Origin of the sequence: Rhodobacter flavimaris (assembly GCF_021378075.1) — a bacterium.
GTDB lineage: Bacteria > Pseudomonadota > Alphaproteobacteria > Rhodobacterales > Rhodobacteraceae > Rhodobacter > Rhodobacter flavimaris.
Genome location: NZ_JAJUOS010000001.1, coordinates 152,757 through 178,080, shown reverse-complemented (window position 1 = coordinate 178,080; position 25,324 = coordinate 152,757). Strand labels below are relative to the sequence as shown.

Annotated in this window: 28 protein-coding genes; 10 read left to right on the top strand and 18 right to left on the bottom strand. The window is 62.7% G+C overall.

Features of this window, described 5'->3' with window-relative positions:
- From LZA78_RS00880 to LZA78_RS00860, 5 genes are all read left to right on the top strand, one after another.
- Window positions 1-1,335 carry an NAD(P)/FAD-dependent oxidoreductase gene (locus tag LZA78_RS00880; protein WP_233675073.1) on the top strand — a complete coding sequence of 445 codons (1,335 nt, stop codon included), beginning with the start codon at window positions 1-3 and terminating at the stop codon, window positions 1,333-1,335.
- A gap of 76 nt (window positions 1,336-1,411) precedes the next feature.
- Window positions 1,412-2,194: a UDP-2,3-diacylglucosamine diphosphatase gene (locus tag LZA78_RS00875; protein ID WP_233675072.1), complete on the top strand. Its 783-nt coding sequence runs from the start codon at window positions 1,412-1,414 to the stop codon at window positions 2,192-2,194.
- A complete protein-coding gene (locus LZA78_RS00870; RefSeq protein ID WP_233675071.1) occupies window positions 2,191-3,303 on the top strand; it encodes a ceramide glucosyltransferase in 1,113 nt (370 codons plus the stop codon). The genes LZA78_RS00875 and LZA78_RS00870 overlap by 4 nt, the downstream gene beginning before the upstream one ends.
- On the top strand, window positions 3,300-3,881 hold the full coding sequence (locus tag LZA78_RS00865; RefSeq protein ID WP_233675070.1) for a DedA family protein: 582 nt from the start codon (window positions 3,300-3,302) through the stop codon (window positions 3,879-3,881). Before LZA78_RS00870 ends, LZA78_RS00865 begins: the two co-directional genes overlap by 4 nt.
- The gene (locus LZA78_RS00860; protein ID WP_233675069.1) at window positions 3,878-4,579 is read left to right on the top strand and encodes a glycosyltransferase family 2 protein; all 702 of its coding nucleotides are present in this window, start codon (window positions 3,878-3,880) and stop codon (window positions 4,577-4,579) included. Before LZA78_RS00865 ends, LZA78_RS00860 begins: the two co-directional genes overlap by 4 nt.
- A gap of 88 nt (window positions 4,580-4,667) precedes the next feature.
- Here LZA78_RS00860 and LZA78_RS00855 read toward each other — a convergent pair whose 3' ends face one another.
- Window positions 4,668-4,874, bottom strand: coding sequence for a hypothetical protein (locus LZA78_RS00855; protein WP_233675068.1), 207 nt, complete (start codon window positions 4,872-4,874; stop codon window positions 4,668-4,670).
- Here LZA78_RS00855 and LZA78_RS00850 point away from each other — a divergent pair.
- The 5 genes from LZA78_RS00850 (at window position 4,873) to LZA78_RS00830 (ending at window position 10,215) form a co-directional block, all read left to right on the top strand.
- Window positions 4,873-5,904 carry a UDP-glucuronic acid decarboxylase family protein gene (locus tag LZA78_RS00850; protein ID WP_233675067.1) on the top strand — a complete coding sequence of 344 codons (1,032 nt, stop codon included), beginning with the start codon at window positions 4,873-4,875 and terminating at the stop codon, window positions 5,902-5,904. The two genes, LZA78_RS00855 and LZA78_RS00850, sit on opposite strands and share 2 nt — an antisense overlap.
- Window positions 5,901-6,896: a UDP-glucose 4-epimerase GalE gene (gene galE, locus LZA78_RS00845; RefSeq protein ID WP_233675066.1), complete on the top strand. Its 996-nt coding sequence runs from the start codon at window positions 5,901-5,903 to the stop codon at window positions 6,894-6,896. Before LZA78_RS00850 ends, galE begins: the two co-directional genes overlap by 4 nt.
- A 1-nt stretch (window position 6,897) precedes the next feature.
- Window positions 6,898-8,751, top strand: a complete 1,854-nt coding sequence (locus LZA78_RS00840; protein WP_233675065.1) for a glycosyltransferase family 2 protein — start codon at window positions 6,898-6,900, stop codon at window positions 8,749-8,751.
- 3 nt (window positions 8,752-8,754) lie between these two features.
- Window positions 8,755-9,666, top strand: coding sequence for a glycoside hydrolase family 26 protein (locus LZA78_RS00835; RefSeq protein ID WP_233675064.1), 912 nt, complete (start codon window positions 8,755-8,757; stop codon window positions 9,664-9,666).
- A gap of 246 nt (window positions 9,667-9,912) precedes the next feature.
- Window positions 9,913-10,215, top strand: a complete 303-nt coding sequence (locus LZA78_RS00830; protein WP_233675063.1) for a hypothetical protein — start codon at window positions 9,913-9,915, stop codon at window positions 10,213-10,215.
- Window positions 10,216-10,257: 42 nt separating this feature from the next.
- Here the strand turns inward: LZA78_RS00830 and LZA78_RS00825 are convergent, their stop codons facing one another.
- The 17 genes from LZA78_RS00825 to LZA78_RS00745 all read right to left on the bottom strand — a co-directional run bounded on the left by LZA78_RS00825 (window position 10,258) and on the right by LZA78_RS00745 (window position 25,324).
- Window positions 10,258-10,701 carry an A24 family peptidase gene (locus tag LZA78_RS00825; protein WP_233675062.1) on the bottom strand — a complete coding sequence of 148 codons (444 nt, stop codon included), beginning with the start codon at window positions 10,699-10,701 and terminating at the stop codon, window positions 10,258-10,260.
- 29 nt (window positions 10,702-10,730) lie between these two features.
- Entirely contained in the window at window positions 10,731-11,576 is an 846-nt protein-coding gene (locus LZA78_RS00820; protein WP_233675061.1) for a helix-turn-helix transcriptional regulator, read from the bottom strand.
- 222 nt (window positions 11,577-11,798) lie between these two features.
- A complete protein-coding gene (locus LZA78_RS00815) occupies window positions 11,799-12,794 on the bottom strand; it encodes a type II secretion system F family protein (protein WP_233675060.1) in 996 nt (331 codons plus the stop codon).
- A gap of 15 nt (window positions 12,795-12,809) precedes the next feature.
- Window positions 12,810-13,781 (bottom strand): type II secretion system F family protein, encoded by a 972-nt coding sequence (locus LZA78_RS00810; RefSeq protein ID WP_233675059.1) that lies wholly within the window; start codon window positions 13,779-13,781, stop codon window positions 12,810-12,812.
- Between the two features lie 3 nt (window positions 13,782-13,784).
- Window positions 13,785-15,188 (bottom strand): TadA family conjugal transfer-associated ATPase, encoded by a 1,404-nt coding sequence (locus LZA78_RS00805; RefSeq protein WP_233675058.1) that lies wholly within the window; start codon window positions 15,186-15,188, stop codon window positions 13,785-13,787.
- Between the two features lie 13 nt (window positions 15,189-15,201).
- Complete coding sequence (locus LZA78_RS00800) at window positions 15,202-16,407, bottom strand: CpaE/TadZ family protein (protein WP_233675057.1); 1,206 nt, start codon at window positions 16,405-16,407, stop codon at window positions 15,202-15,204.
- A 16-nt stretch (window positions 16,408-16,423) separates the two neighbouring features.
- A complete protein-coding gene (locus LZA78_RS00795; RefSeq protein ID WP_233675056.1) occupies window positions 16,424-17,068 on the bottom strand; it encodes a TadE/TadG family type IV pilus assembly protein in 645 nt (214 codons plus the stop codon).
- A complete protein-coding gene (locus LZA78_RS00790; RefSeq protein ID WP_233675055.1) occupies window positions 17,065-17,571 on the bottom strand; it encodes a TadE/TadG family type IV pilus assembly protein in 507 nt (168 codons plus the stop codon). The genes LZA78_RS00795 and LZA78_RS00790 overlap by 4 nt, the downstream gene beginning before the upstream one ends.
- 5 nt (window positions 17,572-17,576) lie before the next feature.
- Window positions 17,577-19,037, bottom strand: a complete 1,461-nt coding sequence (locus LZA78_RS00785) for a TadE/TadG family type IV pilus assembly protein (RefSeq protein WP_233675054.1) — start codon at window positions 19,035-19,037, stop codon at window positions 17,577-17,579.
- 23 nt (window positions 19,038-19,060) lie between these two features.
- The gene (gene cpaB, locus LZA78_RS00780; protein WP_233675053.1) at window positions 19,061-19,867 is read right to left on the bottom strand and encodes a Flp pilus assembly protein CpaB; all 807 of its coding nucleotides are present in this window, start codon (window positions 19,865-19,867) and stop codon (window positions 19,061-19,063) included.
- A 133-nt stretch (window positions 19,868-20,000) separates the two neighbouring features.
- Window positions 20,001-20,180, bottom strand: a complete 180-nt coding sequence (locus LZA78_RS00775; protein WP_233675052.1) for a Flp family type IVb pilin — start codon at window positions 20,178-20,180, stop codon at window positions 20,001-20,003.
- 110 nt (window positions 20,181-20,290) lie between these two features.
- A complete protein-coding gene (locus LZA78_RS00770) occupies window positions 20,291-20,473 on the bottom strand; it encodes a Flp family type IVb pilin (RefSeq protein WP_233675051.1) in 183 nt (60 codons plus the stop codon).
- A gap of 245 nt (window positions 20,474-20,718) precedes the next feature.
- Complete coding sequence (locus LZA78_RS00765; protein ID WP_233675050.1) at window positions 20,719-21,780, bottom strand: dipeptidase; 1,062 nt, start codon at window positions 21,778-21,780, stop codon at window positions 20,719-20,721.
- Window positions 21,777-22,535, bottom strand: coding sequence for an ABC transporter ATP-binding protein (locus LZA78_RS00760; protein WP_233675049.1), 759 nt, complete (start codon window positions 22,533-22,535; stop codon window positions 21,777-21,779). Before LZA78_RS00760 ends, LZA78_RS00765 begins: the two co-directional genes overlap by 4 nt.
- A 7-nt stretch (window positions 22,536-22,542) precedes the next feature.
- Window positions 22,543-23,370, bottom strand: coding sequence for an ABC transporter ATP-binding protein (locus LZA78_RS00755; RefSeq protein WP_233675048.1), 828 nt, complete (start codon window positions 23,368-23,370; stop codon window positions 22,543-22,545).
- On the bottom strand, window positions 23,367-24,272 hold the full coding sequence (locus LZA78_RS00750; protein ID WP_233675047.1) for an ABC transporter permease: 906 nt from the start codon (window positions 24,270-24,272) through the stop codon (window positions 23,367-23,369). The genes LZA78_RS00755 and LZA78_RS00750 overlap by 4 nt, the downstream gene beginning before the upstream one ends.
- Window positions 24,269-25,324 carry an ABC transporter permease gene (locus tag LZA78_RS00745; protein WP_233675046.1) on the bottom strand — a complete coding sequence of 352 codons (1,056 nt, stop codon included), beginning with the start codon at window positions 25,322-25,324 and terminating at the stop codon, window positions 24,269-24,271. Before LZA78_RS00745 ends, LZA78_RS00750 begins: the two co-directional genes overlap by 4 nt.

Sequence of the window (25,324 nt, the reverse complement as noted above, 5' to 3'; positions counted from 1 at the left end):
ATGCTGAAGCATATCTACGAACCGGCCGCCTATGCGGCGCAGTCGCTTGACGGCTGCTACTGGGTCTCGACCGCCCCTCAAACGCCTGACTATGCGCCGCTCGTGGGCGAAGCGCGGGCCGAGTTTGCCGTGATCGGCGGTGGCTTCACGGGCCTTTCGGCGGCTTTGCGTCTGGCCGAGGCTGGCGCAGATGTGGCCGTGCTTGATATGCATGCGCCGGGCTGGGGCGCCTCGGGGCGGAATGGCGGGTTTTGCTGCATGGGCGGCGCCAAGGCCAGCGGTGCGACGCTGCTGCGCCGCTATGGCGCCGAGGAGCTGGCGCGCCACCGCGCCGCCGAGGTCGCCTCGATCGAGGCGGTCGCCGATATCGCCGCGCGCTATGGGATTGAACTCGACCGTCATTCCGATGGTGAGGTGCAACTCGCCCACCGCCCCGCCGCCTTCAAGGAGATGCGCGACGACGCCGCGACACTGGCGCGGGATCTGGGATGCGAGACGCGCCTGATCGGCCCGACCGAACTGGCATCCGAAGGGCTGGCCGCGCAAGGTATGCATGGCGCGCTGCATGTGCGGCTTGGCTTCGGCCTCAACCCCCGCAAATACGTGCTTGGTCTGGCCGAGGCCGTCACCCGGCTTGGCGGGCGTATCTACTCCCATAGCATGGTGGAACAGATCACCCGCGCGGGCGAGGACTATGTTCTGCGCAGCTCGGGTGGCACATTAAGGGCGCGCCATATACTGCTGGCTACAAACGGATATTCCTCGGAAAACCTGCCTGACTGGATGCGCGCGCGTTACCTGCCGGTGCAAAGCTCGGTCATCGTCACGCGACCGCTAAGCGACGATGAGATCGCCGCACAAGGCTGGTCGAGCGACCTGATGGCATATGACTCGCGCAACCTGCTGCACTACTTCCGTCTGATGCCTAACCGCCAGATGCTGTTCGGGATGCGCGGCGGTGTGCGCTGGACGCCCGCCGACCACGCCGCGATCCGGCGCGAGATCCGGCGCGACTTCGACACCATGTTCCCCGCCTGGCGCGAGGTCGAGACGCCCTGGTTCTGGTCGGGGCTGGCCAACCTTGCGCGCGATCTGGTGCCTTTCGTGGGTCAGATCGGCGACTGGCCGCGCGCGTTTGCATCCTTTGCCTATCACGGCAACGGGGTTGCGATGGGGACGTGGTGTGGCGCGCAGATGGCCGACCTGGCGCTTGGGCGCGACACCGCCCTGCCCAATTTCTACCGCGCACCGCCCAAGCGGTTTGAGCTTGGCCCCGCGCGGCGGCTCGCGCTGATCATGGCCTACCACTACTACAAGGTCGTGGACGGCAAATAACCCGATCTGGGGGCTGCGTCACATTCCCGATACAGCAAGTTGCGATAGCTGAGGCGGAATCAGACGGAGCCTCGTCATGCAGCACGCCTCGCCCAAGCTCAGCGCCCGCAGCCTGTTCATATCGGACCTGCATCTGGGGGCGCGCGGCTCTCGTGCCGCCAGCATCCTCGAGTTCCTGCAGGGGGTCGAAGCGCAGCGGATCTACCTCGTCGGCGATATCCTCGACATCTGGCACCCCGCCGCCGTGCACTGGAGCGAGACACATGACGCGATCATCGACTGGTTCGGGGCGCAGGTCGCCGCCGGGCGCGAGGTGATCTATCTCTATGGCAACCACGACCGCGAGATGCGCGTGAACTTCCCCCGCCCGCTGCCCGCGATCACCGTGGCCGAGCGCGTGACCCACGAGGCCGCCGACGGGCGGCGCTACCTCGTGCTGCATGGCGATCAATGCGACATGCGCATCCTGCGCTGGCACCTGATGACGCGGATCGGCAGCCGCTGCGATGCCCTGCTGCGCCGGATCGACCAGTGGCTGCGCCGCCGCCGCAACCTGTCCGAGGGCGAGCGCAGCCTGATCCAGATCGCGCTTGCGGGCATCAACCACCTGCTGGCCATGGGCGACGGGTTCGAAGGCCGCCTGCGCGCCTTGGCACGTGATAGCGGCCACGACGGCATCATCTGCGGCCACTCGCACAAGCCCGCCCTGCGCGAGGAAGACGGCGCGATCTACGCCAATTGCGGCGACTGGGTGGACAGCATGACCGCCCTGATCGAGCTTGAGGACGGACGCCTGCAACTGCTGGAATGGTCGCCCGAGGCGATCCCGGCAAGCAACCTGCGGGAGCAACTGGCATGACCTATCTTCTGGCACTCGGACTGGCATTCACCCTCGGCCTGCACCTGCTCACTGCCCTGCTGGCGGGGCTGCGCTATCGCCGCCCCGCCACGCCCGAGGCGCCTACGGTCCTGCCACCGATCACGCTGATCCGTCCGGTCTGCGGCCTTGACCCCTTCGATGCCGAGACGCTGGCCTCGTCCTTCGGGCTCGATTACCCGGCCTATGAGGTGATCTTTTGCGCGGCACATGAGGATGACCCCGCGGTGCAGCTTGTGCGCGACCTGATCGCCGCGCATCCGGGCACCGAGGCCCGCCTGCTGATCGGCGAGGACCGCATCACCGCGAACCCCAAGCTGAACAACCTGCAAAAGAGCATCGCCGCCGCGCACCATGACTGGCTGGCGATGGCGGATTCGAACCTTCTGCTGCCGCACACTTATCTGCGCGATCTCGTGGCCGCTTGGCAGGAAGACACCGGCCTGGTCAGTGCGCCCCCCGCAGGCATCCGCCCCGAGAACCTTTGGGGCGCGGTCGAATGTGCCTTCCTGAACACCTGTCAGGCGCGCTGGCAGCTTGCGGCCGACGCCGTGGGCCTAGGGTTCGCGCAGGGCAAGACGCTGTTCTGGCGCCGCGATATCCTGATCCGGGGCGGCGGGCTCGAGGCCCTTGGCCGCAACATGGCCGAGGACGTGGCTGCCACCAAATTCGTGCGCGAACAGGGGTTGCGCGTACGCCTGCCGCGCACGCTTTTCGCGCAACCCATCGGCCAGCGCGCGGCCAAAACGATCTGGCAGCGCCAGCTGCGCTGGTCCAAGGTGCGCCGCGACGGCTTCGCCCTGCTCTTCGCCGCCGAGATCCTGCAAGGCCCGCTCCTGCCGCTGGCGCTAAGCATCGCGCTGTGGCTGACGGGCGCGCTGCCCGCTTGGGTTCCCGCTGTTCTACCGCTGGTCTGGTATGGCGCCGAGTGGCTCTTCGCGCGGGTCGCGGGCTGGCCCGCGGGCGCGCGCGATCTGCTGGCATTCGTCATCCGTGACGCCATGCTGCCCGCGCTTTGGGCCGTCACCTGGCGGTCGCGTAATTTCGACTGGCGCGGGACAAAAATGGTACCGAGCGAACACCCGCTATGATTGGACTTGAGACCGTTATCGCGCTGATCTCGAAGCATGGGTTGACGCTTGTTGCACCGATTGCCGTCATCGAGGGCCCCATCGTCACCGTCATTGCCGCCTGGCTAGCCAGCCAGCATCTGATGGATCTGTGGCGTGTCACGCTGGTCGTGGTTCTGGCCGACCTGATTGGAGATCTGATTTGGTATTCGCTTGGTCGTTGGGGCCTTGCGCATCTTCCGCAGGGCATTCTGCGCCGACTTGGGCTGCGCCCTGCCCGGTTGGAACTGCTGGCAGGGCAGTTCCGCAAGAAGGGTGCGCGCATCCTGATCTTCGGCAAATGGACCCATAGCGCAGGCGCCGCCATCCTGATCGCGGCCGGAATGGCCCGAATGAATGTCTGGCGGTTTTCCTGGGTAAACCTTGCCGCCTCGATCCCCAAAAGCCTGTTCTTCGTCGCCCTCGGCTACGGTTTCGGCGCGGCCTATGGGCAGATCGAGGGCTGGATCTTCCGCGGCTCGCTTGCCCTGCTTGTCGCCACGCTGCTTTTCGGCGCGATCTGGCTGAACCGCCGCTGCACCCGCAAGAGGCCCGCATGACCCACGATCCCTTCACGCTAAGCTGCCTCATCCCGGCCTATAACGAAGGGCCGCGCATCGCGCAGGTTCTGGGCGCCGTCGCGGATCATCCGCTGATCGACGAGGTCATCGTGATCGACGATGGCTCCTCGGATGACACGGCCGAGATCGCCCGTGGCTTTGGCGTCCGGGTGCTGACGCAAACGCCCAACGGCGGCAAGACCCGCGCCGTGGTGGCTGGCATCGCCGCAGCGCGCGGCAGCCATCTGCTGCTGCTCGACGCCGATTTGCTTGGCCTGACGCCAGACGCCCTGACCGCGCTGATCGAGCCCGTGCGCAGCGGTGCGGTTCAGGCCACGATCAGCCTACGCGGGAACGCTCCTGCACCCTGGCGGCTGATCGGGCTTGATTACATCTCGGGAGAGCGGGTTTTGCCGCGACATATCCTTGCAGCCCAACTTCAAGCTCTGACCGAGCTGCCGCGCTTCGGGCTTGAGGTCTTCATGAACCGGCTGTGGCTGCATCACCGGCTGCGCCTGCGCGTGGTTCGCTGGCCGGGCGTCGCAAGCCCCATGAAGCACGCCAAGCGCGGCTGGCGCGCCGGGATCAGCGCGGACCTGAAGATGATGGCCGACATTTTCGCCACCATCCCCCCGCAAGAGGCGCTGCGGCAGATCCTGAAACTGCGCGCGGCCAGCACCGAGGCCGTTCGCGGATAGGTAGAATCAGTAATAGCCCCTGCCCATTTCGCGCGCCATGAAATCGCCACAGATCCATCGGATCATCCCGCGCGCGCGACACGTGTTACTATCCTTTTGGATAGGTCTCGGCGCATTCTTCCAGCAATTTTACCAAACACTCCATAATATTCATTGACGTTGCATCTATAACTTGAGCAGCCTCAAGGTATTGCTGAAGAAACTCATCTATGCTTTTGAAATAGAGGCTTTTTCGGACGACACCCGCCACGCCAGAGTGCCGCCGAGCAAAGGCTTCGGTTGAGAGGGTAATCATGAACGATCTTCCGACCTTCATCCCTGATCCCGGCCCCAAGGTCGGGTCCGCCGCAAGGCGCGGCCACATTGTTGTCACGGGTGGCGCGGGGTTCATTGGTTCCAATCTTTGCGATCGGTTGGTCAGATCCGGGGAGTATGTCGTTTGCATCGACAATCTCGAAACCGGACGGATGGAAAATATCGCCCATCTAATCGGTCACCCCGGCTTCGGCTTTTTCCTGCATGACATCGTGCACCCCTTCGACGTGAAGGGGCCGGTGGCGCAGATCTACAACCTCGCCTGCGCGGCCTCTCCGCCGAAATACCAGTTGCACCCGGTGCATACGTTCAAGACCTCGGTGATCGGCGCGATCAACCTGCTGGAGCTTGCCGGACGCAAGGGCGCGCGCATCCTGCAATCCTCGACCTCCGAGGTTTACGGCGACCCCGACATCAGCCCGCAACGGGAGGATTATCGGGGGCTGGTGAACACCGTCGGCCCGCGTTCGTGCTATGACGAGGGCAAGCGCGCCAGCGAGACGCTGTTTCACGACTTTCACCTGCGCCGGAATACCGATGTCCGGATCGCGCGGATCTTCAACACCTACGGGCCGCGTATGGACCCCGAGGATGGTCGCGTGATCTCGAACTTCTCGGTTCAGGCGCTTTCGGGGCTGCCGCTGACGGTCTATGGCGATGGCAAGCAGACGCGCTCGCTGTGCTATATTGACGACATGCTGGACGGGCTGATCGCGCTGATGAACACCGACACGGCGGGCCCCGACCCGGTCAATCTGGGCAACCCCGGCGAATATACGGTGCTTCAGGTTGCGGGCATGATCCTTGAGCTGAGCGGATCTGCCTCGCACATCGTGCATCGCGAGTTGCCGCGCGATGACCCGCATCAGCGTTGCCCCGATATCGGGCGGGCGAACCGGCTGCTCGGTTGGGCGCCCAAGGTCTCGTTGCGCGAGGGGCTTGGGCCGACGCTGGCCTATTTCCGCGAGGAAATCCTGCGCAACGCCCGAACGAAGGAGCGATCTGCTTGAGCGACGGCCTACCAGGGCGGATTCTTGTTACCGGCGGCGCAGGCTATATCGGCTCTCACTGCAGCAAGGCGCTGCACCGGGCGGGGCGCACGCCGGTCGTTTATGACAACCTGTCGCGCGGGCACGCGGACGCGGTGCGATGGGGGCCGCTCGTCGTGGGCGATATGCGCGACGAGGCGTTGCTGACGCAGACCCTGCGCGAGCACCGGATCGAGGCGGTGATCCACTTCGCGGCCCTCGCCTATGTCGGCGAGAGTGTCGGCGCGCCCGAGACCTATTACGCCAATAACGTGGGCGGGATGATCGCGCTGGTGAATGCGATGCGGCAGGCGGATGTCGGCCAGATCGTCTTTTCGTCCAGCTGCGCGACCTATGGCACGCCTGACACCCTGCCAATCCGAGAGGACGCACCGCAGAACCCGATCAACCCCTACGGGCGCACCAAGCTGATCTGCGAGTGGATGCTGCGCGATGCCGCCGCGGCGCATGGGCTAAGCTTTGCCGCGCTGCGCTATTTCAACGCGGCCGGTGCCGACCCCGAGGGTGAAATCGGCGAGCGCCACGACCCAGAGACGCACATCTTGCCGCTGGCCCTGATGGCGGCGTCCGGTCAGGCCCCGCCCCTGCAGATCTTTGGCACCGACTACCCGACCGCAGACGGCACCTGCATCCGCGACTATATCCACGTCGCCGATCTGGCGCGCGCGCATCTGCTGGCTCTGGAGCATCTGGCGCGCGGGGGCGAGAACCTCGCGCTGAACCTCGGGACGGGCGTCGGCGCCTCGGTCCGTCAGGTCGTGGCCGCCGTCGAACGGGCGACGGGCCGCAAGGTGCCGCTGGTCGAGGCCCCGCGCCGTGCGGGCGACCCGGCCGAGCTGACCGCCGACGCTGCGCGCGCCGCCGAACTGCTGGGCTTTACCGCGAAATACCGCGATCTGGGGGAGATCGCCGCCCATGCAGCCCCGTGGTTCGGCCATTCCCGGGACGGCTGAGATGACACCGCAGCCCCTGCCCTCCCGCCAGACGCCCACCGAGGAGCGTCCATTCCTTGCTCCGATGACGACCGGTTGGCGTGCGTTCAAATATCACCTGGTCGCAGGGGCATGGCTGATTGCGGCGGGGTGGTTCTGGTCATGGTGGCTGCGCCCCGAGCATGTGATCGGCGTCTGGCGCTTTGCCATTGTGACCGGCGCAATGGCCTGGATCTACGGGATGCAGCTCTATTTCGTGCTGATCTTCCTACAGGCCCGCCGCAGCATCGCCCCTGCGCCGCAACCCGGCCAGTGGCGCGTTGCGATGATCGTCACCAAGACCCCCTCCGAGCCCTTCGAGGTGGTGCGCCAGACGCTCGAGTCGATGCTGGCGCAGGACTACCCGCATGACACCTGGCTGGCCGACGAAGACCCCGCGCCCGAGACTATCGCCTGGTGCGCGACCCACGGCGTCAAGATCTCGTCGCGCAAGGGGATCGCGGCCTATCACCGCGCCGAATGGCCGCGCCGCACTCGCTGCAAGGAAGGCAATCTGGTCTATTTCTACGACACCTGGGGCTATCGCGATTACGACATCGTCAGTCAGCTTGACGCCGATCACGTCCCCCAGCCGGGCTACCTGCGCGAGATGCTGCGCCCCTTTGCCGACCCTGCGGTGGGCTATGTCTCGGCCCCGTCAATCTGTGGCGCGAATGCCGCGCAAAGCTGGTCGGCGCGCACTCGGCTTTACTCCGAGGCCGCGTTCCACGGCGTCTTTCAGGCGGGCTATACCGGCGTTCTGACGCCCATGTGCATCGGCTCGCATTACGCGGTGCGGACGGCGGCGCTGAAACAGGTGGGCGGCCTTGGCCCGGAACTGGCCGAGGATCACTCGACCACGATGCTAATGGCCTCGGGCGGCTGGCGCGGCGTGCACGCGATCGACGCGATCGCGATTGGCGATGGCCCGGCAAACCTGCCCGATCTGGTCACGCAGGAATTCCAGTGGTCGCGCAGCCTGCTGAGCCTGCTGCTGCGCCACACCCCGCGATACCTGGGCACGATGCCGCTGCGGCTGAAGCTGCTCTTTTTACTGTGCCAGACCTGGTATGTGTTCTTCGCGGTCAGCATGGCGATGATGTATTTGGTGCCGTTCATCGCGGTCACATTCGACATCCGCATCGCCGATGTGACCTATCCGGCGTTTCTGGGGCACGCGTTGCCCGCAGTGCTGGTGATGATCACCTTTGCCTATTCGATGCGCCGCGACGGGTTCTTCCGCCCGCGCGACGCCAAAGTGATCGCCTGGGAAAAAGCTCTGTTCGTCACCCTCCAATGGCCGTGGGTGGTCTGGGGCTGCGGAATGGCCGTTTGGGATCGGGTGACGGGGCGTTTCGTCGATTTTCGCATTACCCCAAAGGGCACCGCGGCCTCGGTACGGCTGCCCGGAAAAATCGTGGCGGTCTATGCGCTTCTGGCGCTTGGCGCGCTGGTTCCGGTCATCGCTATCGGAGGTGTGACAGAAGCGCGCGGGTTCTATTTACTCTCTCTCGTCAACACTATGTTATACTTGAGTCTTGTAGCGGTCACGATTGTCCGCCACCTGATCGAAAACCGGATCGACTGGCGCGAACAGCGACAGGCGGTCGTGGCCCAGACCGGGACATTGGCGGTGATCGCCCTGCTGACTGGAACCGCGCTGTGGATGCGCGGCGAAGAGAGCCTGCAAGCGCTCATCTATGGTTTGTCGCCAGTGGGCGTCACGCAAGCAGAATACGTTGTGTCCGGCGCGGGCATGGGCAAGCCGGGCGAGGTTCGGTTCCGTTTCAACACGGAGCTGTGGGAGGCAATTGGCCAGTTCGGCCAGTGGAGGTGAAACATGGAACTCAGAGGACAAAGCGGCGGCTTACGCAAAGGCGTGGCATCGGCACTTGCGACAGTGCTGGGTGCCATTTTGACGGCGGCAGCCGTTCAAGCTGCCCCGCCCGGCGATGTGCCTTTCGGGGTCTATGACCCGGATGGCGATTTTATCGACGACAAGCAGGTCGTGATCGAGGAGCTCTTCCTGCCGTGGGAGGACGTCTATCTGCCCTCGCTCAACGATGCGGATGCCTATGCGCTCGAGCGTAATCGCGCGCTTCTGGTGACGCTGGAGCCCTGGACCTGGTCGCGCAGCGAGCGCAACACCGCGCAATACTTGCGCCGAGGTATCTTCGCCGGTGAATACGATGCCAACATGAAGGCGGTCTGCGATGTGCTTGGCACGCTGAAAAGCCCGGTAACGCTGCGCTTTATGCACGAGATGGACGACCGCAGCGGCCAGTTCATCTGGTCGGGCTGGAAGCCGGACGATTACATCGCCGCCTACAAGCGCATGGTCGATGTCTGCAAAGCCTCGGCGCCCAACATCACCCTGATGTGGTCGCCGCTCGGCAACGAGGACATGGACACCTACTACCCAGGTGACGATTACGCCGACCTGATCGGCCTGACGGTCTTCGGCCTTCAGGCTTGGGATCAGGCCAAGATTGGTCGCGATCAGACTTTCGATGATATCTTCGCCCCGCGGTATGAGCGCGCGTCGAAATACGGCAAGCCCGTCGTGGTCGCGGAGCTCGGCTACGTCGGCAAGGAAGGCTATGTGAACGACTGGGACAACTCGGTCCGCAAGACCAAGGCCGAGTATCCGAATCTCGTGGGTGTGGTCTACTTCAACCAGCTTGAGGTTTACCCTTGGCCCGAAGGCTTCGGTCAGCCCGACTGGCGCGTGAAAAACCACATCTTGGAATGACGCACGGGTCAGCCGGCGAGATATTGCCGATCTGAACCGACACATCTAAACCCTTGAATGCGCGCGGACAATCCTCCGCGCGCATTGTCATTTTCCCCTGCCACAGTTTCGCCACCCCACGGCCCCGGTAGCGCCGCGCTTGACCGGTATATTTTTTTTGCCCAAACCGGAGACCTGAAAAAGACTTCTGGTCCTCGCTCCGGCAAAGGCGTTGGCCGTTAGAAACTTCGTGATAGGCAGAGCAAAATGTCGCTAATCAAATCGATGAAGCAGGCCAGCCTGGCTGCACTGGTCTCGGCTGGTATGTTCACCCTCATGCCCGCCCAATCCGCTCAGGCGGAGCAGGTCGGCGTGATCGCCGTTCCCACCGTCAAGTTCGTGGCGAAATCGGTCGCGGGCAAAGGCAGCGCCAAGTTCGATTGGCTTGCCAAGCGCAACCCGAGCCCCGAAAAGCCGGTTCTGGCCGCCTACAACGCGCCAATCGGGTCCGGTAGCTGGATCTGTTCGCCCGCTGGCTTCGGCAAGAAGTCGCAGTGCTACGCACGCTGAGCGCCTGATAATACCGATGGCCCGGCGTTGCGGCGCCGGGGCTCAGGCGGTGACCATCAGGACGATCGGCAGCAAGATGCCTGCGAGTGCGATGGATATCCCCATCGGCAGCTTGCCCTTGGCACGGCTGCTGACCCATCCCAGCCTGCGGCTGAGCGGTGACGCTTGCAGCGCGACGATGAAGACGATCCCCACGAGCAGCGAGAAGCTGAAAATATAGCCGAACGGCACCAGCGCGGTTGACGGCACGAACAGCATCAGCGCGGCCAGAAGCTTCACATCCCCCCCGCCGAACATATTCGCAACAAACAGCGCAAAGCCGATCGAGAAAACGATCCCGGCGGCCGCAACGCGCATTCCGATCTCGTGCCAGGTCAACAAGGGTGCGGTTACGACGAACAAGGCCAGCGCAATCAGCACCAGCTTGTTCGGAATCCGCATAATCCGAAGATCGCTGACACCCGCCGCGACAAGGACGGGCGACAACAGCAGTATTGGCAATAATCCGGCGTTCATCAGGCCACTTTGCTGGAACCTGACCCAGAATCTCCGAACGGCGCGGCGGTGACAAGCGAATAAAGCAGCTCTGCCAGATTATGCGTGCCGGTCTTGGCATAGAGATTGGACAGATGCGTGCGCAGGGTCGAGTCGCTGATGTGCAGCTCTTCCTTGACGGCATCGGTCGAGCGGCCACGGCTGAGAAGCAGGCAGACGCGATACTCGGCCCGGCTCAGGCGCGCCGGGTTCTCGACGCTGAGAATGGGCGGTCCGGGTTGTGCCGAGGCACGCGCTTCTTCCACGCGCAGAAGCGCCTCGGTGAAAAGACCCCGCGCCCGGTTACGCCAGGTGCGCGTCAGCGTCTCTCCCAACATGTTCAGCAAGGCTTGCTGGTAGTTGCGCGGACGGTCGAAGAAGTGGATCTCGAGCGTGTCGATGGTGCGTTCGCCCACTTCCAGCGGGATAACGACCAGTTCGCTCAGATGACGGCGCGAATGGAAAGTCTGCAGGTCTTGCGAAATGCTGTCCTCGACCATCGACTTGAACCAGATCGTGCCCGCACGCGCGCGGTCGAAATAGTCACGCAGCACACTGCGCGCATAGGAATGATCGAGCCGACCACCCATCGCATCGGCCGCGCGGCGATCGAACGCGATCACGCGCGGCGCAGTGCCAGCGTCTTTCGGGCTACGGGCGATCGCAATGGCCTCAGCCTCAAGGCTGACAGCCAGAATCTCGAGCGTCTTGAGAATCGGTTCCTTACCGTGCAGGCACTCGCACCACTGGGCAATCGCGCCAATCATGCCCGCCTCGATAACACGCATTTTGTCCGAGCCAGTGCGTTCTTCACCAAGAGCTTTCATGGCTTCTCCTAAAACCGAACAAACAAGAAATCGAAAATATAGCTTTAGAATCGCAGATACTTACCCAAGCTGTCAATTAAACAGACTGTTTCGAAAGAACGTCAACTAACCCAGCGAAAATTGCCGGGTTAGTTGCGGTGTTGGGACAATAATGCACCCTTTCTCGTGCCATTTGCCGCGATCCGCCAAACAATCGGAGGACCGCGGTAAATCACTAGCTTGTCAGAAACTCCGCATGTATCGAATCACTACTGGCCCCACCGAAAGCATGATCAGCGCCGGAAGCATCAGCGAAGCCATCACCGCAGACATCTTCACCGGGAGCTTATTGGCCATCTCCTGCGCGCGCAATTCCCGTTGAAGACGCAGGTCTTCGGAGTAGGTCGTAAGCGCCTGTGCCATACTGGTCCCGAATTGGATCGACTGGCTGACGACATTTGCGAATGAGCGAACCGAGTCGATTCCGGTACGATTGGCCATATCGCTCATGGCCTCGTCACGTGCTCGTCCCGCCTGAACCTGACGCTGAACCGTGAGGAATTCGTATGCGATCTCGGGTGTGCTGTGAGCGAGTTCATTTCCGACCCGCGTCATCGCCGCATCGAATCCCATCCCAGCTTCGATGGAAATCTGCAGCAGATCGAGCGCGTTGGGGAATCCCTCTTCAATCTTCCGTTGACGGGCGCTGACGCGATAGTTGAGCCAGTAGTTCGGCGCGAAATATCCGGCCAGAAGAAGGATGGTCAGGTACTTGTAGACGGAAATCGTCGTCATACTGGCGACGGCTTGTGTCAAACCGAAGGGCAGGAAAACGCCCGGCGTTTTCGACGCGACGATAAGCAATATGAGGGCTCCCGGCAGCATCACAGCCAGCACCACTCGCGCCATAATGAAATTGCGTAGTGCGTTTGGACTTGCCACGCCACCTTGGTCGAGCCTGCGCTGCAGCTCACCGCGCTTATCGCTGTCAGAAGGGATGAACGCCTGCATCAGCCCCTTCGGGCCACGATCAGCCGACTTCAGGAGACCCATGTCGAGGCGATCCTGGTGCCGCCCGCCCGATATCGCGGCCAAGCGCTCGGCCACGTGATCATCCTGCAGGAAGATCGCATAGACGCCCCAAACGATCAGCAAGACCCCAAGCGCGATCCCTACCGCGATCAGAACCTGTGGCGGAATGTCGTAGCGGACCGCCAGTTTTTCGATTTGCTCGAGCATATTCGGCCCTCCCCCTCAGATCCGGAAATCTACAAGCTTACGCAAAACCAACCCGTTCAGGACCACCAGAACAGTGATGATCCCCATCATCGGCAGGTAGTAGGGATCATCTTTGATCCCGCCGTAATAGTTTGGCGCGGTGATCGATGTGAAACCATACATGGCAACCGGCACCAAGGAGAGAAAGTACGCAGAGGCGCGTCCCTCCGACGAGATTGCCTTGATCTTGCGCCGCATCGTTATGCGCCCACGGATCACCTTGGCCAACACCTCAAGCACCCTCGCAAGGTCGCCCCCGGTGCCATGCTGAATACCAATACTGGCCGCCAGGTAAAACGCATCCTCCAGATCGACCCGCTCGGCGAATTCATGAAACGCATCTGGAAGGTCGTCGCCATAACTGACTTGGTCATAGATGATCCCGAACTCGGTCCCGATCGGATCGTTCATCTGGCGCGCGACCGAGCCGATGGAAGTGCTCAGCGGATGGCCGATCTTGAGACCGCGCGCCATCATGTCCAACGCATCCGGCAATTGCATCATCAGGGCACGATTTTGACGGCTCGTCTTCAGTTGCAGGGCGCCCACAGGAAGAATGATGCCTACGGCAATACCCGCAGCGATCGCCAGAACCGGTGTCAGCATCTGCATCAGCGTCGTAGAGACAAGCACCGCGATACCGACGCAGATTGTCAGAAATGTTTCGGGGCGCATGGTCAGACCTGCGCGCCGCATGTACTGCGGTAATCCGCCGATGAAGGGAAGGCGCGCCAGGATACCTTCGCGCGGAGGCGGACGCAGAAGTTGCAACCGCTCCTCGGCCGAGCGCCCCTCGGCTACCATCTTCATACGTCGGCTGCGCGCTTCAGTCCGATTCTCACGCCGGCTGACCAGTTGAGTGAAAGCGGTGAAAACCAGCAGCACCCCAAGGCCAATCCCTAGGTAGATCAGATAAATCAGGTTCTGGTTATGAAGCGCGAAATCCATGGGTTAGCTCCTCGGGACCATGAAGTCGGAGGGCTGCACGGGAATGCCCGCAGCGATCAGTGCATCAGCGCAACGCGGGCGAATCCCAGTCGGAATGAACTCACCGATGATGGTCCCGTCTTCAGCCTTGCCCTTCCTACGGAAGACGAAGATGTCTTGCATCGTGATGATGTCACCTTCCTGTCCGGTGATCTCGCTGATGCTCACCACCCGGCGACGGCCATCCGAAAGGCGGGTCAACTGCACGATAATGTGCAGCCCCGAGGCGATCTGAGCGCGGATCGCGCTCAGCGGCATCTCCATCCCCATCATAGAAACCATCTGCTCGACCCGGCTGATTGCGTCGCGCGCCGAGTTGGCGTGGACGGTGGTCATCGAACCATCGTGCCCAGTGTTCATCGCCTGAAGCATGTCGAACGCTTCCGCGCCACGCACCTCGCCGACGATGATACGGTCGGGACGCATACGCAGCGCGTTGCGCACCAGGTCGCGCTGATGCACGGCGCCTTGCCCGTTCGGGTTCGGCGGTCGCGTTTCAAGGCGCACAACGTGCTCTTGCTGAAGCTGAAGTTCCGCCGCATCCTCGATCGTCACAACGCGCGAACGATGATCGATGAAAGCAGAAATCGCGTTCAGCAATGTCGTCTTACCCGAGCCCGTACCACCCGAAATCAGGATGTTCATGCGCGCTTCGACCAGCGCCTTGAGGAAATTCGCCGCCTGTTCGTTCAGCGCACCGGTCTGCACAAGACGGTCAAGGGTCAACGGGTTGCGCGAGAACTTCCGGATCGAGATGCTCGGCCCATCAATGGCGCATGGACGGATGATGGCGTTGACGCGGCTACCGTCTTCAAGACGAGCGTCCACCCAAGGGTTGCTTTCGTCGACGCGGCGGCCAATCCGCGAGACGATCTTGTCGATGATGCGCAACAGGTGGCGCTCATCGCGGAAACGCACCTGAACGCGTTCAAGAATGCCGTGACGCTCGACGTAGACGTTCTTGTGGCCGTTCACGAGGATATCGTTGATGGTCGGGTCGGCAATCAGGGGTTCAAGCGGGCCAAGGCCCAGAACCTCATCCAACAGTTCGTCGACGAGCCTCTTGAATTGATCCTGACGCAGCGGCGTGTTGCTTTCCCGCAGCTCCTCCGTGACTAGGGCAGCTACTTCACGGCGCAGTTCCTCGGGGACCACCTTGTCGAGTACAGCAAGGTTCAGTCGGTCCAGCAGCGCATCGTGCAGCCGACTCTTGAGTTCGAGCGACTTGATCAGCTCGGCATCCTCGGGCGTCACCACCTGCGGCGGAACCTGCTGGACCGGCTGCGCCGCGCCATCCGCCTTCGCGAAGGGGACGACCTTTTCGTTTGTTGCGGCTTTACGGCCGCCTCCGGTGAAATTCTTGAACATAGTCGTTACCCCCTTACGAATCTGCTTTGGTGGCGGACTGGCCAGAACCTGCTTCTGCAATCAGGTCAAAGGCTATGCGCCCTATTGCCTTTGTCAGGCCCGAGCGCGCGGAAATGGCGGACAGCGGCTTGCCCCGATCGACCGCTTCGGCAGCGGTGCGGCGATCAGAGGGCAGCCAGTGACGGAATTTGCGTTCCAGGGCTTTGGCCGCCTCGACGTGATGGCGGCTCATGACGAGCGGCTTCTTTTCCTGGCTGATCACCACCTCGATCGGGAGGCTCAGGTTTTCCTCGCGATAAAAGTCGATCAGTCGGCGGGCCTGTTGGATACAGGGCACCGAGGTATCGCTGACCAGATACATCCGGTCACTCGCATCAAGCACCGGTGAAATCCATTCGACCATCGCGCGCGGCAGATCAACGATCACATAGTCAAACCGGGTACGTAGCCGCTCGATCAGTACATGAATCTGGTTGGCACGCAGGGCGTTCAGCGGCGCAAATCCTTCCGGGGAGGCGAGAACCGCGATGCCCGAAGGCGTCACTTGCAAGGCCTGCTCGATGAAGGTTTCATCGGGATCGATTTCTTCCTTGGCCAGTTGGATCAACGCCTGGCTCGGCGCGACATCGAGAAATCCGCCGACATTTCCAAATTGCAGGTCAAGATCGACAACAACCACGTCATGCGGATCATGGCGCCGGAATAGACGCTTTTGGCCGCGCAACTGGTCGGCAAGGTTGACTGCCAACGTTGTCGCACCGATGCCTCCACGCGCCTTGGACACCGAAATCACCTTGCCATGACGTACCGACGGCCCGGCCAACGCAAGCCCGCGGCCAATGGTCAGGCGGCGCACCTGCTCATCAAGCTCGGCCGCACTGACCGTGTCAGGCAGAACCTCCGAGACACCAGCGCCAATCAACCGACGAATGCTTGAGAGCGTAACATCATCGCCGCTTAGGGCAAGCAGACGCGCTGTGCCGCCCGCCCGCTGAATTCCCTGCAGCGCCGCGATATCGTTGTCAGTATTCTCTTGGGTGCGGAAGATAATCAGGTCGCTAGCGAGCGCTAGTTCCTGGGCCTTTCCGTTCATGTCCGAAAGCGTAGCGGCGCATTCCTCGACGGCGACACCGGGGAGTTCGCCCAGAACCTTGGCGATAGTCGCACTCAGACTGGCGTCTTTCGAGACCAGGACGATGGATTTTTTCACAACTGCCATTTCCCCCCCCCCTTTCTTATCCGTTGTTACCTTGATTGAGATCTTCCGCCGGAAGCGAGACGCTCATGCTCGGGAACTGAATATCGGCGTTCAGGTTGTTTCCGCCCGAAGTCCCGGTCGCGAGCGCCGCCAATGCGCCTAGCGGCGTCACGAACTGGAATACAACGTTTTGCAATTCAACCGTAACGATCGGAACATAGGGGCCGCCGAGGAAGCCCAGATCGGTATCCGAGGTATAGCGGAAGCGCAGATTTGCGATGGTGGACCCGCCGGGCAAGGTGGGCTCCACCACGTTCCAGATTTCCGCGGCCGTCGCATTGGCGGCATTGCCGTCGCAGGCGACATCCGCAACCACCTTGCACACATTTGCCGCCGCGTTGCAGTTCGTCCCATATTGCGGCGCAGGAGTGCTGGGCACGGCGGGACGCTCGTTGGTGTCTGGCACCCCCGTACAAGCCGGAGGGCGCACCACCGCGATCCGCGCAGCCACGTGCATAGCGCGTTCGGTGGTCACGAAGTGGAAAGCGAAACGGCCATAGTCGATCAACCCGAACAGGATCAGCAGAAACAGCGCGATCACGATTGCAAGCTCGATCAGGCTGGCCGCGCTTTCTTCAAGCGAAAACTGCTTGAGGCGATGGATGGCAAGGCGCTTGATCATGACCCGTACACCCTGCTCTGATCGCTGATCGTCGTCGTGTTGGTCGGCGGCGCGTTACCAAACAGCGTGAAGATTCCGCTGAACGGGTAGGTGATTGAGATAGAGGCCGTGACCGTGACGATAGCAACGGCAGCGCCATGGAATGTTCCGCCCGGGCAGTTGACCGAAGGCGTGACCGAATTGATCGTAATGCTCGAAGGGAACAGGACCGCGCCATCCTCGGCGAGCTCAACGATATCGGTGAGCTTCGTAGTGTAGCTTGCGACCGTCGGAGTCGTCTGTTCACAAACATTATAAGGGGCCACACGCGCTAGGTAGCGTGTGGCGTCACGCACCCCCGCAGCCGCTTTTTGGTAGGACCACATCAGCCGCCCGCCCTCGATAATGATCGCGAACACCAGAAGCATCATCGGCAGCACGATCGCAAACTCGACCAGGATCGCGCCGGCTTCACCACGGCGAAAGCGCTCGATACGGCTTAAAAGGGATGGAAAGCGCCTCATGCCGGTCACCTGTACAACTGCACAACATCGCGCACGAGGCCGCCGGTACCACCGCCCGAACCATCGCTCGCCGATCCAATGATCTCACCCCAGATACCCACGGTCGGCGGCGAAGTACCGTCATCGCCCACTGGCTCGGTAAGGAAGATCTTGAAGAATTCCTGGACGGGAACGTCCACTGCCGCGCCGCTCACGGGGTTCGCCGTGCAATCGACACCTGCCGCGATGATCACGCGCCGTTCCGGACCAGCCGGGGTCTGGTTTGAGCAGGTCGGCAAGCCCGTTTCCGCACGTCCGCTCAGAATATCAGCGCCGCTAGCGGCTTTCGACGCATCTATCTCTGCCAGGTAATAGTCGTAGCGGGTCACAGCATTCGGATACTTGTTCGTCGTGCCGTAGTTCTTCGTCTCGTAGGCTTCGCGCCCGTTCGCCCAGATACCGTTCCCGATGCGCGCATAGGGGCAAGTGCCAGAGGCAAAGCAGTCATCGCGCGGCAAAGCGACCGTATCAGGCGAGATCTGTTCATTCTGGCCAATGCAGCTTTGACCCGCACCATTCGGCACGACCCCTTTGATCACGTTCGGCGCAGGAGCGTAGGCCGGATCGTTCTTCTCGCCGTTCATGACCGACTTGTAGATGTCGAAGCGAACGTTGAAGACCGCGTCCTCGATCCCCTGTTTCTGGCCCGGCTCGGTATCAATTCCCTTCTGCTTGACGCAGCGGGTGATGCTCCCGATCGCGCCGATCAGGCACGACGCCAGGTTCTGACCGTTGAGACCAGCACAGGGACCCTTTTCGTCAACCTGAAGATCGCTCGGATCGATGAAGCCGAAATCACCCGGCCCCCAGGCGGATCCCTGCCCGCCCGAGCGCAGCAGGATCATGTCACCAATATTCGCATCGGCCTTGTAGCCCGATGGAACACAAAACATGAGCGGCGTGACATCGCAAACATAAAGAGAAAACCCTGCGACGGCCGAGGCCTGGATATCACCGTCCATTGCGCCTCCACCCATCAGCGAGGAGAACGCATTGACAAAGGTGCCCAAAACCGTCGTCGGCGTCACTGTCGCTCGGACATAGGCCGCCTCGGTCGCATCGGTGGTCTGAAGCGTCATCGCAGCGGCATCCGAAGCCGGAAGATCCGTGAAGAAGGTCAGCGTATAATCGCTGCCGCCATTCAGCGTCTTGTCGGCGATCCCGAAGTGCTGCTTGTCGGCGATCAGCGCCGCGGCGGCATGCGCTCGCGTGATCGCATCGGTGCCGCCGTCCAACTCCCCGGCGGCCGAAAGGGCCACATGATCAGCAAACGCTTGGTACTCGGTGCGGGTAATCCCATAGCGTCCAAGATCGAAGGAGAGCGCAACAAAGCCCAGGACGACCACAAGGCACAGCGCCCAGAAGACAATGATCACCCCATTCTCGTCGCGGGCGAATTTGCTGATATGATGTTTCACGCTCGGCATTTTCACCCTCCTGCGATCACGGCTCAGCGCACTTCGGCCTCGGTTGCTTCGATGCCGCGGCGCACAGTGATCGTCTTGAGCGGCATGCCCTCCGGAACCGGAGACAGTTCGCGCAGCACGTCCTTCAGACCGATGGACTCAAGCGGTTCATCCTCTTCCGAGTCCAGCGTACGCAGTGCCAGGGTCAGCGTTCCGGCCTGCTGGGCCAGCGCAAGTTTCTGGCTGTCTGCCGGCGACACTTCGACCGTCACCGTACGGGCCACCTGCGCCTGCTCGGTGCTTTCGTTGGCCGTCTGGTCGACGCCGATCACACGAAGGTTCTGCAAGATCGTAACGGTCTTGAGCTCCTCACCGCGTCCTTGGGTCAGAAGCACGTCCACGCGATCACCCGGGGTCACGAAACCGCCGACGCCCGTCACTGCGGACACACTGATCGAAACTGCACGATTGTTGGCCCCAAGGGTCTGAACAATCGTGACTTTCTCGCCATACTCAGAAACCTTCGAGGCGAGCATCAGTTCCCCCTGCGCAAAGGCTGAGCGTGCCCGCCGGGGTTGTTGACCGGCCGAGGGCAGAAGCTTGTCAAAGCTGGTGAAGGCGCCTTTCGGCAGGGCCGCGACCGGCCATTTGATCGAGGTCACCTTCTGGCTCTCGATCGTCTGGCCGAAGGGAATATCCTGAGCTGCGACGATGACGTTGGTCAGTTCCAGCCGTTGGGCCTCTGCGGCCTCGCGTTCATACTTGTTCTGGAAGAAGTCGCTAGCGAGATAGGCCGAACCACCGGCTACCGCCAAGCCCGCGACGAAGGTGAGCAGTGCTGTAACGCGCATGGGTCGATCCTTTCAAATCTGATCTGGTCCGGGTCATTTGCAGGCCGACCGGGAGGCCCTTTAGACGAAAAAACGGACCTTCAGGCACAACCCGAACGCCCGATTACACGGACTTTGTTAATGCCCGCCCAAGTTACTGAGTAAACTGCGCATTCGCGGAACTGAACTTCGCGCTCACGCTTTGTCCTAGGCCGCCCAGAAGCGCCGCGCCAACGGTGATCGCGATGATCAGCGCGATGGCATATTCGACAAGGGTGGCCCCGGAGTCGTCTAACGCCAAACAGCGGAACTTAGTCATGCGAACATTGGTCATTTCAAACTCCACTAACTCCGATGACGTTTGTTCCGGGTGTGGTTGGTACTCAGAACGAAAGTGAAGGTCGGCGCCGCAAACGAGCCATCCGCATGCGGCACCGAAACGGGTTACTGGTTAACTGCGACGTTCGCCGAATCGAACTTCGCCGACACGCTGTCGCCAAGGATGCCGACGATCGAAGCGCCGACGGTCACAGCGATCACCAGCGCGATGCCGTATTCGACCAGGGTCGCGCCCTTCTCATCTTTGCGGAAGCGAGCGACGAGATTTTTGATGTTGAACAGTTTCATTTGTATTCTCCAATTTTTGCCTAATGACCGGGTTTTCCGGGATTTCACTGGCACCCCACCAAGTGTCTGTCCGGGCAGCCAAGTACAGAATAAGGCAAGAATGCGGCGCGAAGCATCCACTGCACGTACCGCTTTTTCTACCCTTAGTTGTATCTTTGCAAAAGTAAGGAGAAATTAAGGCCGAAACCGGTCATCGCATGACCAAATCCCGTCACATTTGATTGACGCAGGGGAATCACGGGGACTCAGGCGCCCCAGGTGCGCTCCAACACCGCCAGCCAGTTGCGATGCGCAAGCTTGGCGATCAGCTCTTCGCCGTATCCGTGCTGGCTCAGCGCGTCGATCAGGCGCGGCAGGCCCGCCGCATCGCCCAGATCGGCGGGCATGGTCGCGCCGTCGAAATCCGAACCAAGGCCAACGCGGTCCTCGCCCAGATGCGCGATCAGGTGATCGAGGTGGCGCAAGACGGGCTCCCACCCGGTGAAGGGATCGCCGATCCCGTCGGGACGCAGGAAGCCCGAGGCGTAGTTCAGCCCCACCATGCCGTCGCTCTCGCGGATCACCGCAAGCTGCCGGTCCGTCAGGTTGCGCGACGAGGGCGTGATGGCATGGGCGTTGGAGTGAGTGGCGACGAGCGGCGCATCCGAAAGCGCGGCGATATCGTCAAAGCCCTTCTCGTTCAGATGGCTCAGATCCAGCATGATGCGCAGCGCGTTGCATTCGCGCACAAGCGCCTTGCCCGCCGGGGTCAGCCCCTCGCCCGTATCGGGCCCCGAGGGGAAGGCGAAGGGCACGCCATGGCCGAAGACGGTCGGACGCGACCAGACCGGCCCAAGGCTGCGCAGCCCCATCGCGTGCCAGACATGCAGCGCATCGAGGTTGGCACCGATCGGCTCGGCCCCTTCGAAATGCAGAATAGCGGCGATCTTGCCTGCCGCTATCGCCGCACGGATATCAGCGACCGAGCGGCAGATCGCCAGATGCCCTGTCCGCTCCATCCACATCAGATGCCCCACCATCGCCATGGCGACGGGCAGCGCCTCGGCCTGCCCGATCAGATCGGGCAGCGGCAGGCTGAACGGCGGGTTGCGCATGATCGCATCGAAATCCGGATCGTCATGGGCCTGCGGCGAAGGGATATAGACCGCGAAGAAGCCACCGACAAAGCCCCCTGCCCGCATCCGCGGCAGGTCGAGATGCCCCTCGCCGGTCCCGGTCAGCCAGGTGGCCTCGCGCCGCGCGGGGTCGCGCAGCAGGCGCAGCAGGAAATCGTTGTGGCCGTCGAATACCGGAACTGGCGCGCTCATGCCGCATCCTCGCGTGAATAGCCGACCGAGGCTTGCAGCAGCCGGCGGGTGTAATCTGTCCGGGCGGCGCGGGCGCGTAGGGCGTCGCGCGCCAATTCCTCGACCGCCTGCCCGTGCTGCATGACCAGCAGCCGCTCGCACATATGCGAGACTACGGCGAGGTCATGCGACACGAGGATATAGGTTAGCCCGCGCTCGACCCTCAGCCGGTCGAGCAGGTTCAGCACCTCGGCCTGGATCGAGGCGTCGAGGGCCGAGGTCGGCTCGTCCAGCAGCAGGATCTCGGGTTCAAGGATCAGCGCGCGTGCAACCGCCACGCGCTGGCGCTGGCCGCCCGAAAGCTGGTGCGGGTAGCGAAAGCGGAACCCCTGCCCCAGGCCGACCTCTTCCAGCGCGCGCTCGATGCGGTTCTCGCGATCGTCGAAGCCCTGAATGGCCAGAGGCTCGGACAGGACGGAGTCGACTGTGTGGCGCGGGTGGAGCGAGGCGTAGGGGTCCTGGAACACCATCTGGACGCGCCGGTAGAAGGCCGCATCGCGCGGTGTCGGCAAGGGGCTGCCCTCGAACGCGATCTCGCCGCCGCTTGTGGGTGCAAGCCCGCAGATCGCGCGCAGGACGGTCGATTTGCCCGAGCCGCTTTCGCCGACGATCCCATAGCTTTCGCCCTTCTCGACGCGAAAGGTAACGCCGCGCACGGCGTGGACCTGCTCTACCCCGCGGGTGAAAGTAACTTCGAGGTCTTTGACATCCAGCATGATACCCTCACTCGGCCCAGGATGCGTCACGGTCAAGCGTCGGCAGCGGGCGCCGGTCGCCGTCGATCTGCGGCAGGCAGTTCAGCAGCCCCTGCGTATAGGGATGGCGCGCTTGCGACAGATCCGAGGCGCGCAGTTCCTCGACCACGCGGCCCGCATACATCACCAGAACCCGGTCGCAGAAGCTTGAGACCAGCCGCAGGTCATGGCTGATGAAGATCAGCCCCATGCCGCGTTCCTGCACCAGCCGGTCGAGGATGCGCAGCACCTCGATCTGGATCGTCACATCCAGCGCCGAGGTCGGCTCATCCGCGATCAGCAAGTCGGGCGCGGAGACCAGCATCATCGCGATCATCGCGCGCTGGCCCATGCCGCCCGACAGCTCATGCGGATAGGCGCGGAAGACGCGCTCGGGGTCGCGGATCTGCACGGCTTCCAGCATTTCTAGCGCGGCGCGGCGTGCCTCGGCGCGCGAGGCGCCATGGGTGCGCAGAACCTCCATCAGTTGCTTGCCCACCGCCATCACCGGGTTGAGCGAGAACTTGGGGTCCTGCATCACCATCGACATGCGCTTGCCGCGCAGGCCGCGCCATTGCCGCGCCGAGAGGCCGCGCAGGTCGATCCCGTCGAACTCCAGCCGGTCGGCGGTGGCGGTACCTGGATGCGGCGTCAGGCCAAGGATCGCGCGCCCGGTCTGCGACTTGCCCGAACCGGATTCGCCCACGATCCCCAGCCGCTCGCGCCCGAGGGTGAAGCTGACGCCGCGCACGACCTCGGCCGGGCCCTGACGGGTCGGAAAGGTCACGCGCAGGTTCTCGACATTCAGCAAGCTCATTTGCGCCCCTTCGGATCAAGCACGTCACGCAGGCCGTCCCCCAGCAGGTTGAAGCCAAGCGAGACGATGAAGATAGCGATGCCGGGCATGGTCGCGACCCACCACTGGTCGATCAGGAAGCGCCGCCCACCCGCGATCATCGCCCCCCACTCGGGCTGAGGCGGCTGCGCGCCAAGGCCCAGAAAGCCAAGGCCCGCCGCTGTCAGGATGATCCCGGCCATATCCAAGGTGACCCGGATGATCACCGAGGACATGCACAGCGGAACGATATGTTTCCAGATGATCCGCGCCGAGGACGCGCCCTGCAACCGCGTCGCCGCGATGAAATCCGAGTTGCGCACGGTCAGTGTTTCGGCCCGCGCGAGGCGCGCATAGGGCGGCCAGGAGGTGATCGCGATGGCGATGACCGCGTTCTCGATCCCCGGCCCAAGGGCGGCCACGAAGGCCAGCGCAAGGATCAGGCGCGGGAAGGCCAGGACGATATCGGTCAGACGCATCAGGACCGTGTCGATCCAGCCGCCGAAATAGCCAGCGGTCGTGCCGACAAGCAGCCCGATCGGCGTGGCGATCAGCGCAACCAGCACCACGACCATCAGCGTCAGCCGCGTGCCGTGGATCAGGCGCGACAGGATATCGCGCGCCAGATCGTCGGTGCCCAACAGGTGCCCCGGCGACAGTGGCGGCAGCAGGCGGGTGGTGTTCAGATCCTGCCCCAGGATCGGGTTATAGGGCGCCAGAACATCGGCCAGCGCCGCGACAACGACAAGCGCCACCACGATCGCCAGCCCGACCATCGCGAGCCAGTTGGCGCGAAAGGCAAGCCAGGTGCGATAGGCCTGCCCCAGCCGGGCCTGCCGACGCGAAGCGGGTTGCTCGGATAAAAGCCATGCGCGGGTGGTCATGATCCCCTCCGCACGCGCGCATCGAGCATCGAATAGAGAAGGTCGGACAAAAGGTTCAGCCCCACGAAGATTGCGCCGATTACAAGCGTGCCCCCAAGCACGGCGTTCATGTCGGCGTTTTGCAGCGAGTTCGTCAGGTATTGGCCCAGACCGGGCCAGGCGAAGACCGTCTCGGTCAGGACCGAGCCTTCGAGCAGACCGGCGTAACTGAGCGCGATCACCGTCACCAGCGGCACCGCCGCATTGCGGAGCGCGTGGACCCAGATGATCCGCCACTCGGGCACGCCCTTGACCCGTGCGGTGACGATATATTCCTGCCCCAGCTCGGCCAGCATGAAGCTGCGCGTCATGCGCGAGATATAGGCCATCGAGAAATAGCCCAGAAGCGACGCGGGCAGAATGATATGCGAGAAGGCATTGCCAAAGGCGTCCCATGCGCCCTGCCGCGCCGTATCCCACAGGTAAAGCCCGGTCTCGGGCGTGAAACTGTATTCATAGGCGATGTCGATCCGCCCCGGCCCCGCCACGACCCCGAGCTTGGCATAGAAGATCAAAAGACCCAGCAGCCCAAGCCAGAAGATCGGCGCCGAATAGCCCACAAGGCCAAGCACGCGCACAAGCTGGTCTGCCCAACGGCCCTGCCGCACGGCGGCCCAGACCCCGGCGGGCACGCCCACCAGCGTGCCGATGATGATCGAGACGGTCGCCAGTTCCAGCGTCGCCGGAAACACCCGGCGGATATCCTCGACGATGGGTTTCTTGGTCAGGAAGGAGGTCCCGAAATCCCCGGTCGCCACTTTCTGGAGCCACATCCAGAACTGCTCCCACAGCGGGCGGTCAAGGCCAAGCTCGTGGAACACCTTGTCATAGACCGATTGCGGCGCGCGGTCGCCCACGACCGCCAGCACCGGATCAACCGGCACGATCCGCCCGATCAGAAAGGTCACGAGCAAGAGCCCGAAGAATGTCGCGGCGACGGTCGCAAGCAGGCCTACGGCCCGCCGCAGCCAGAGGGCGCCGCGGCGCCCCCTGTTCTGGGTGAGTGTCGTCAT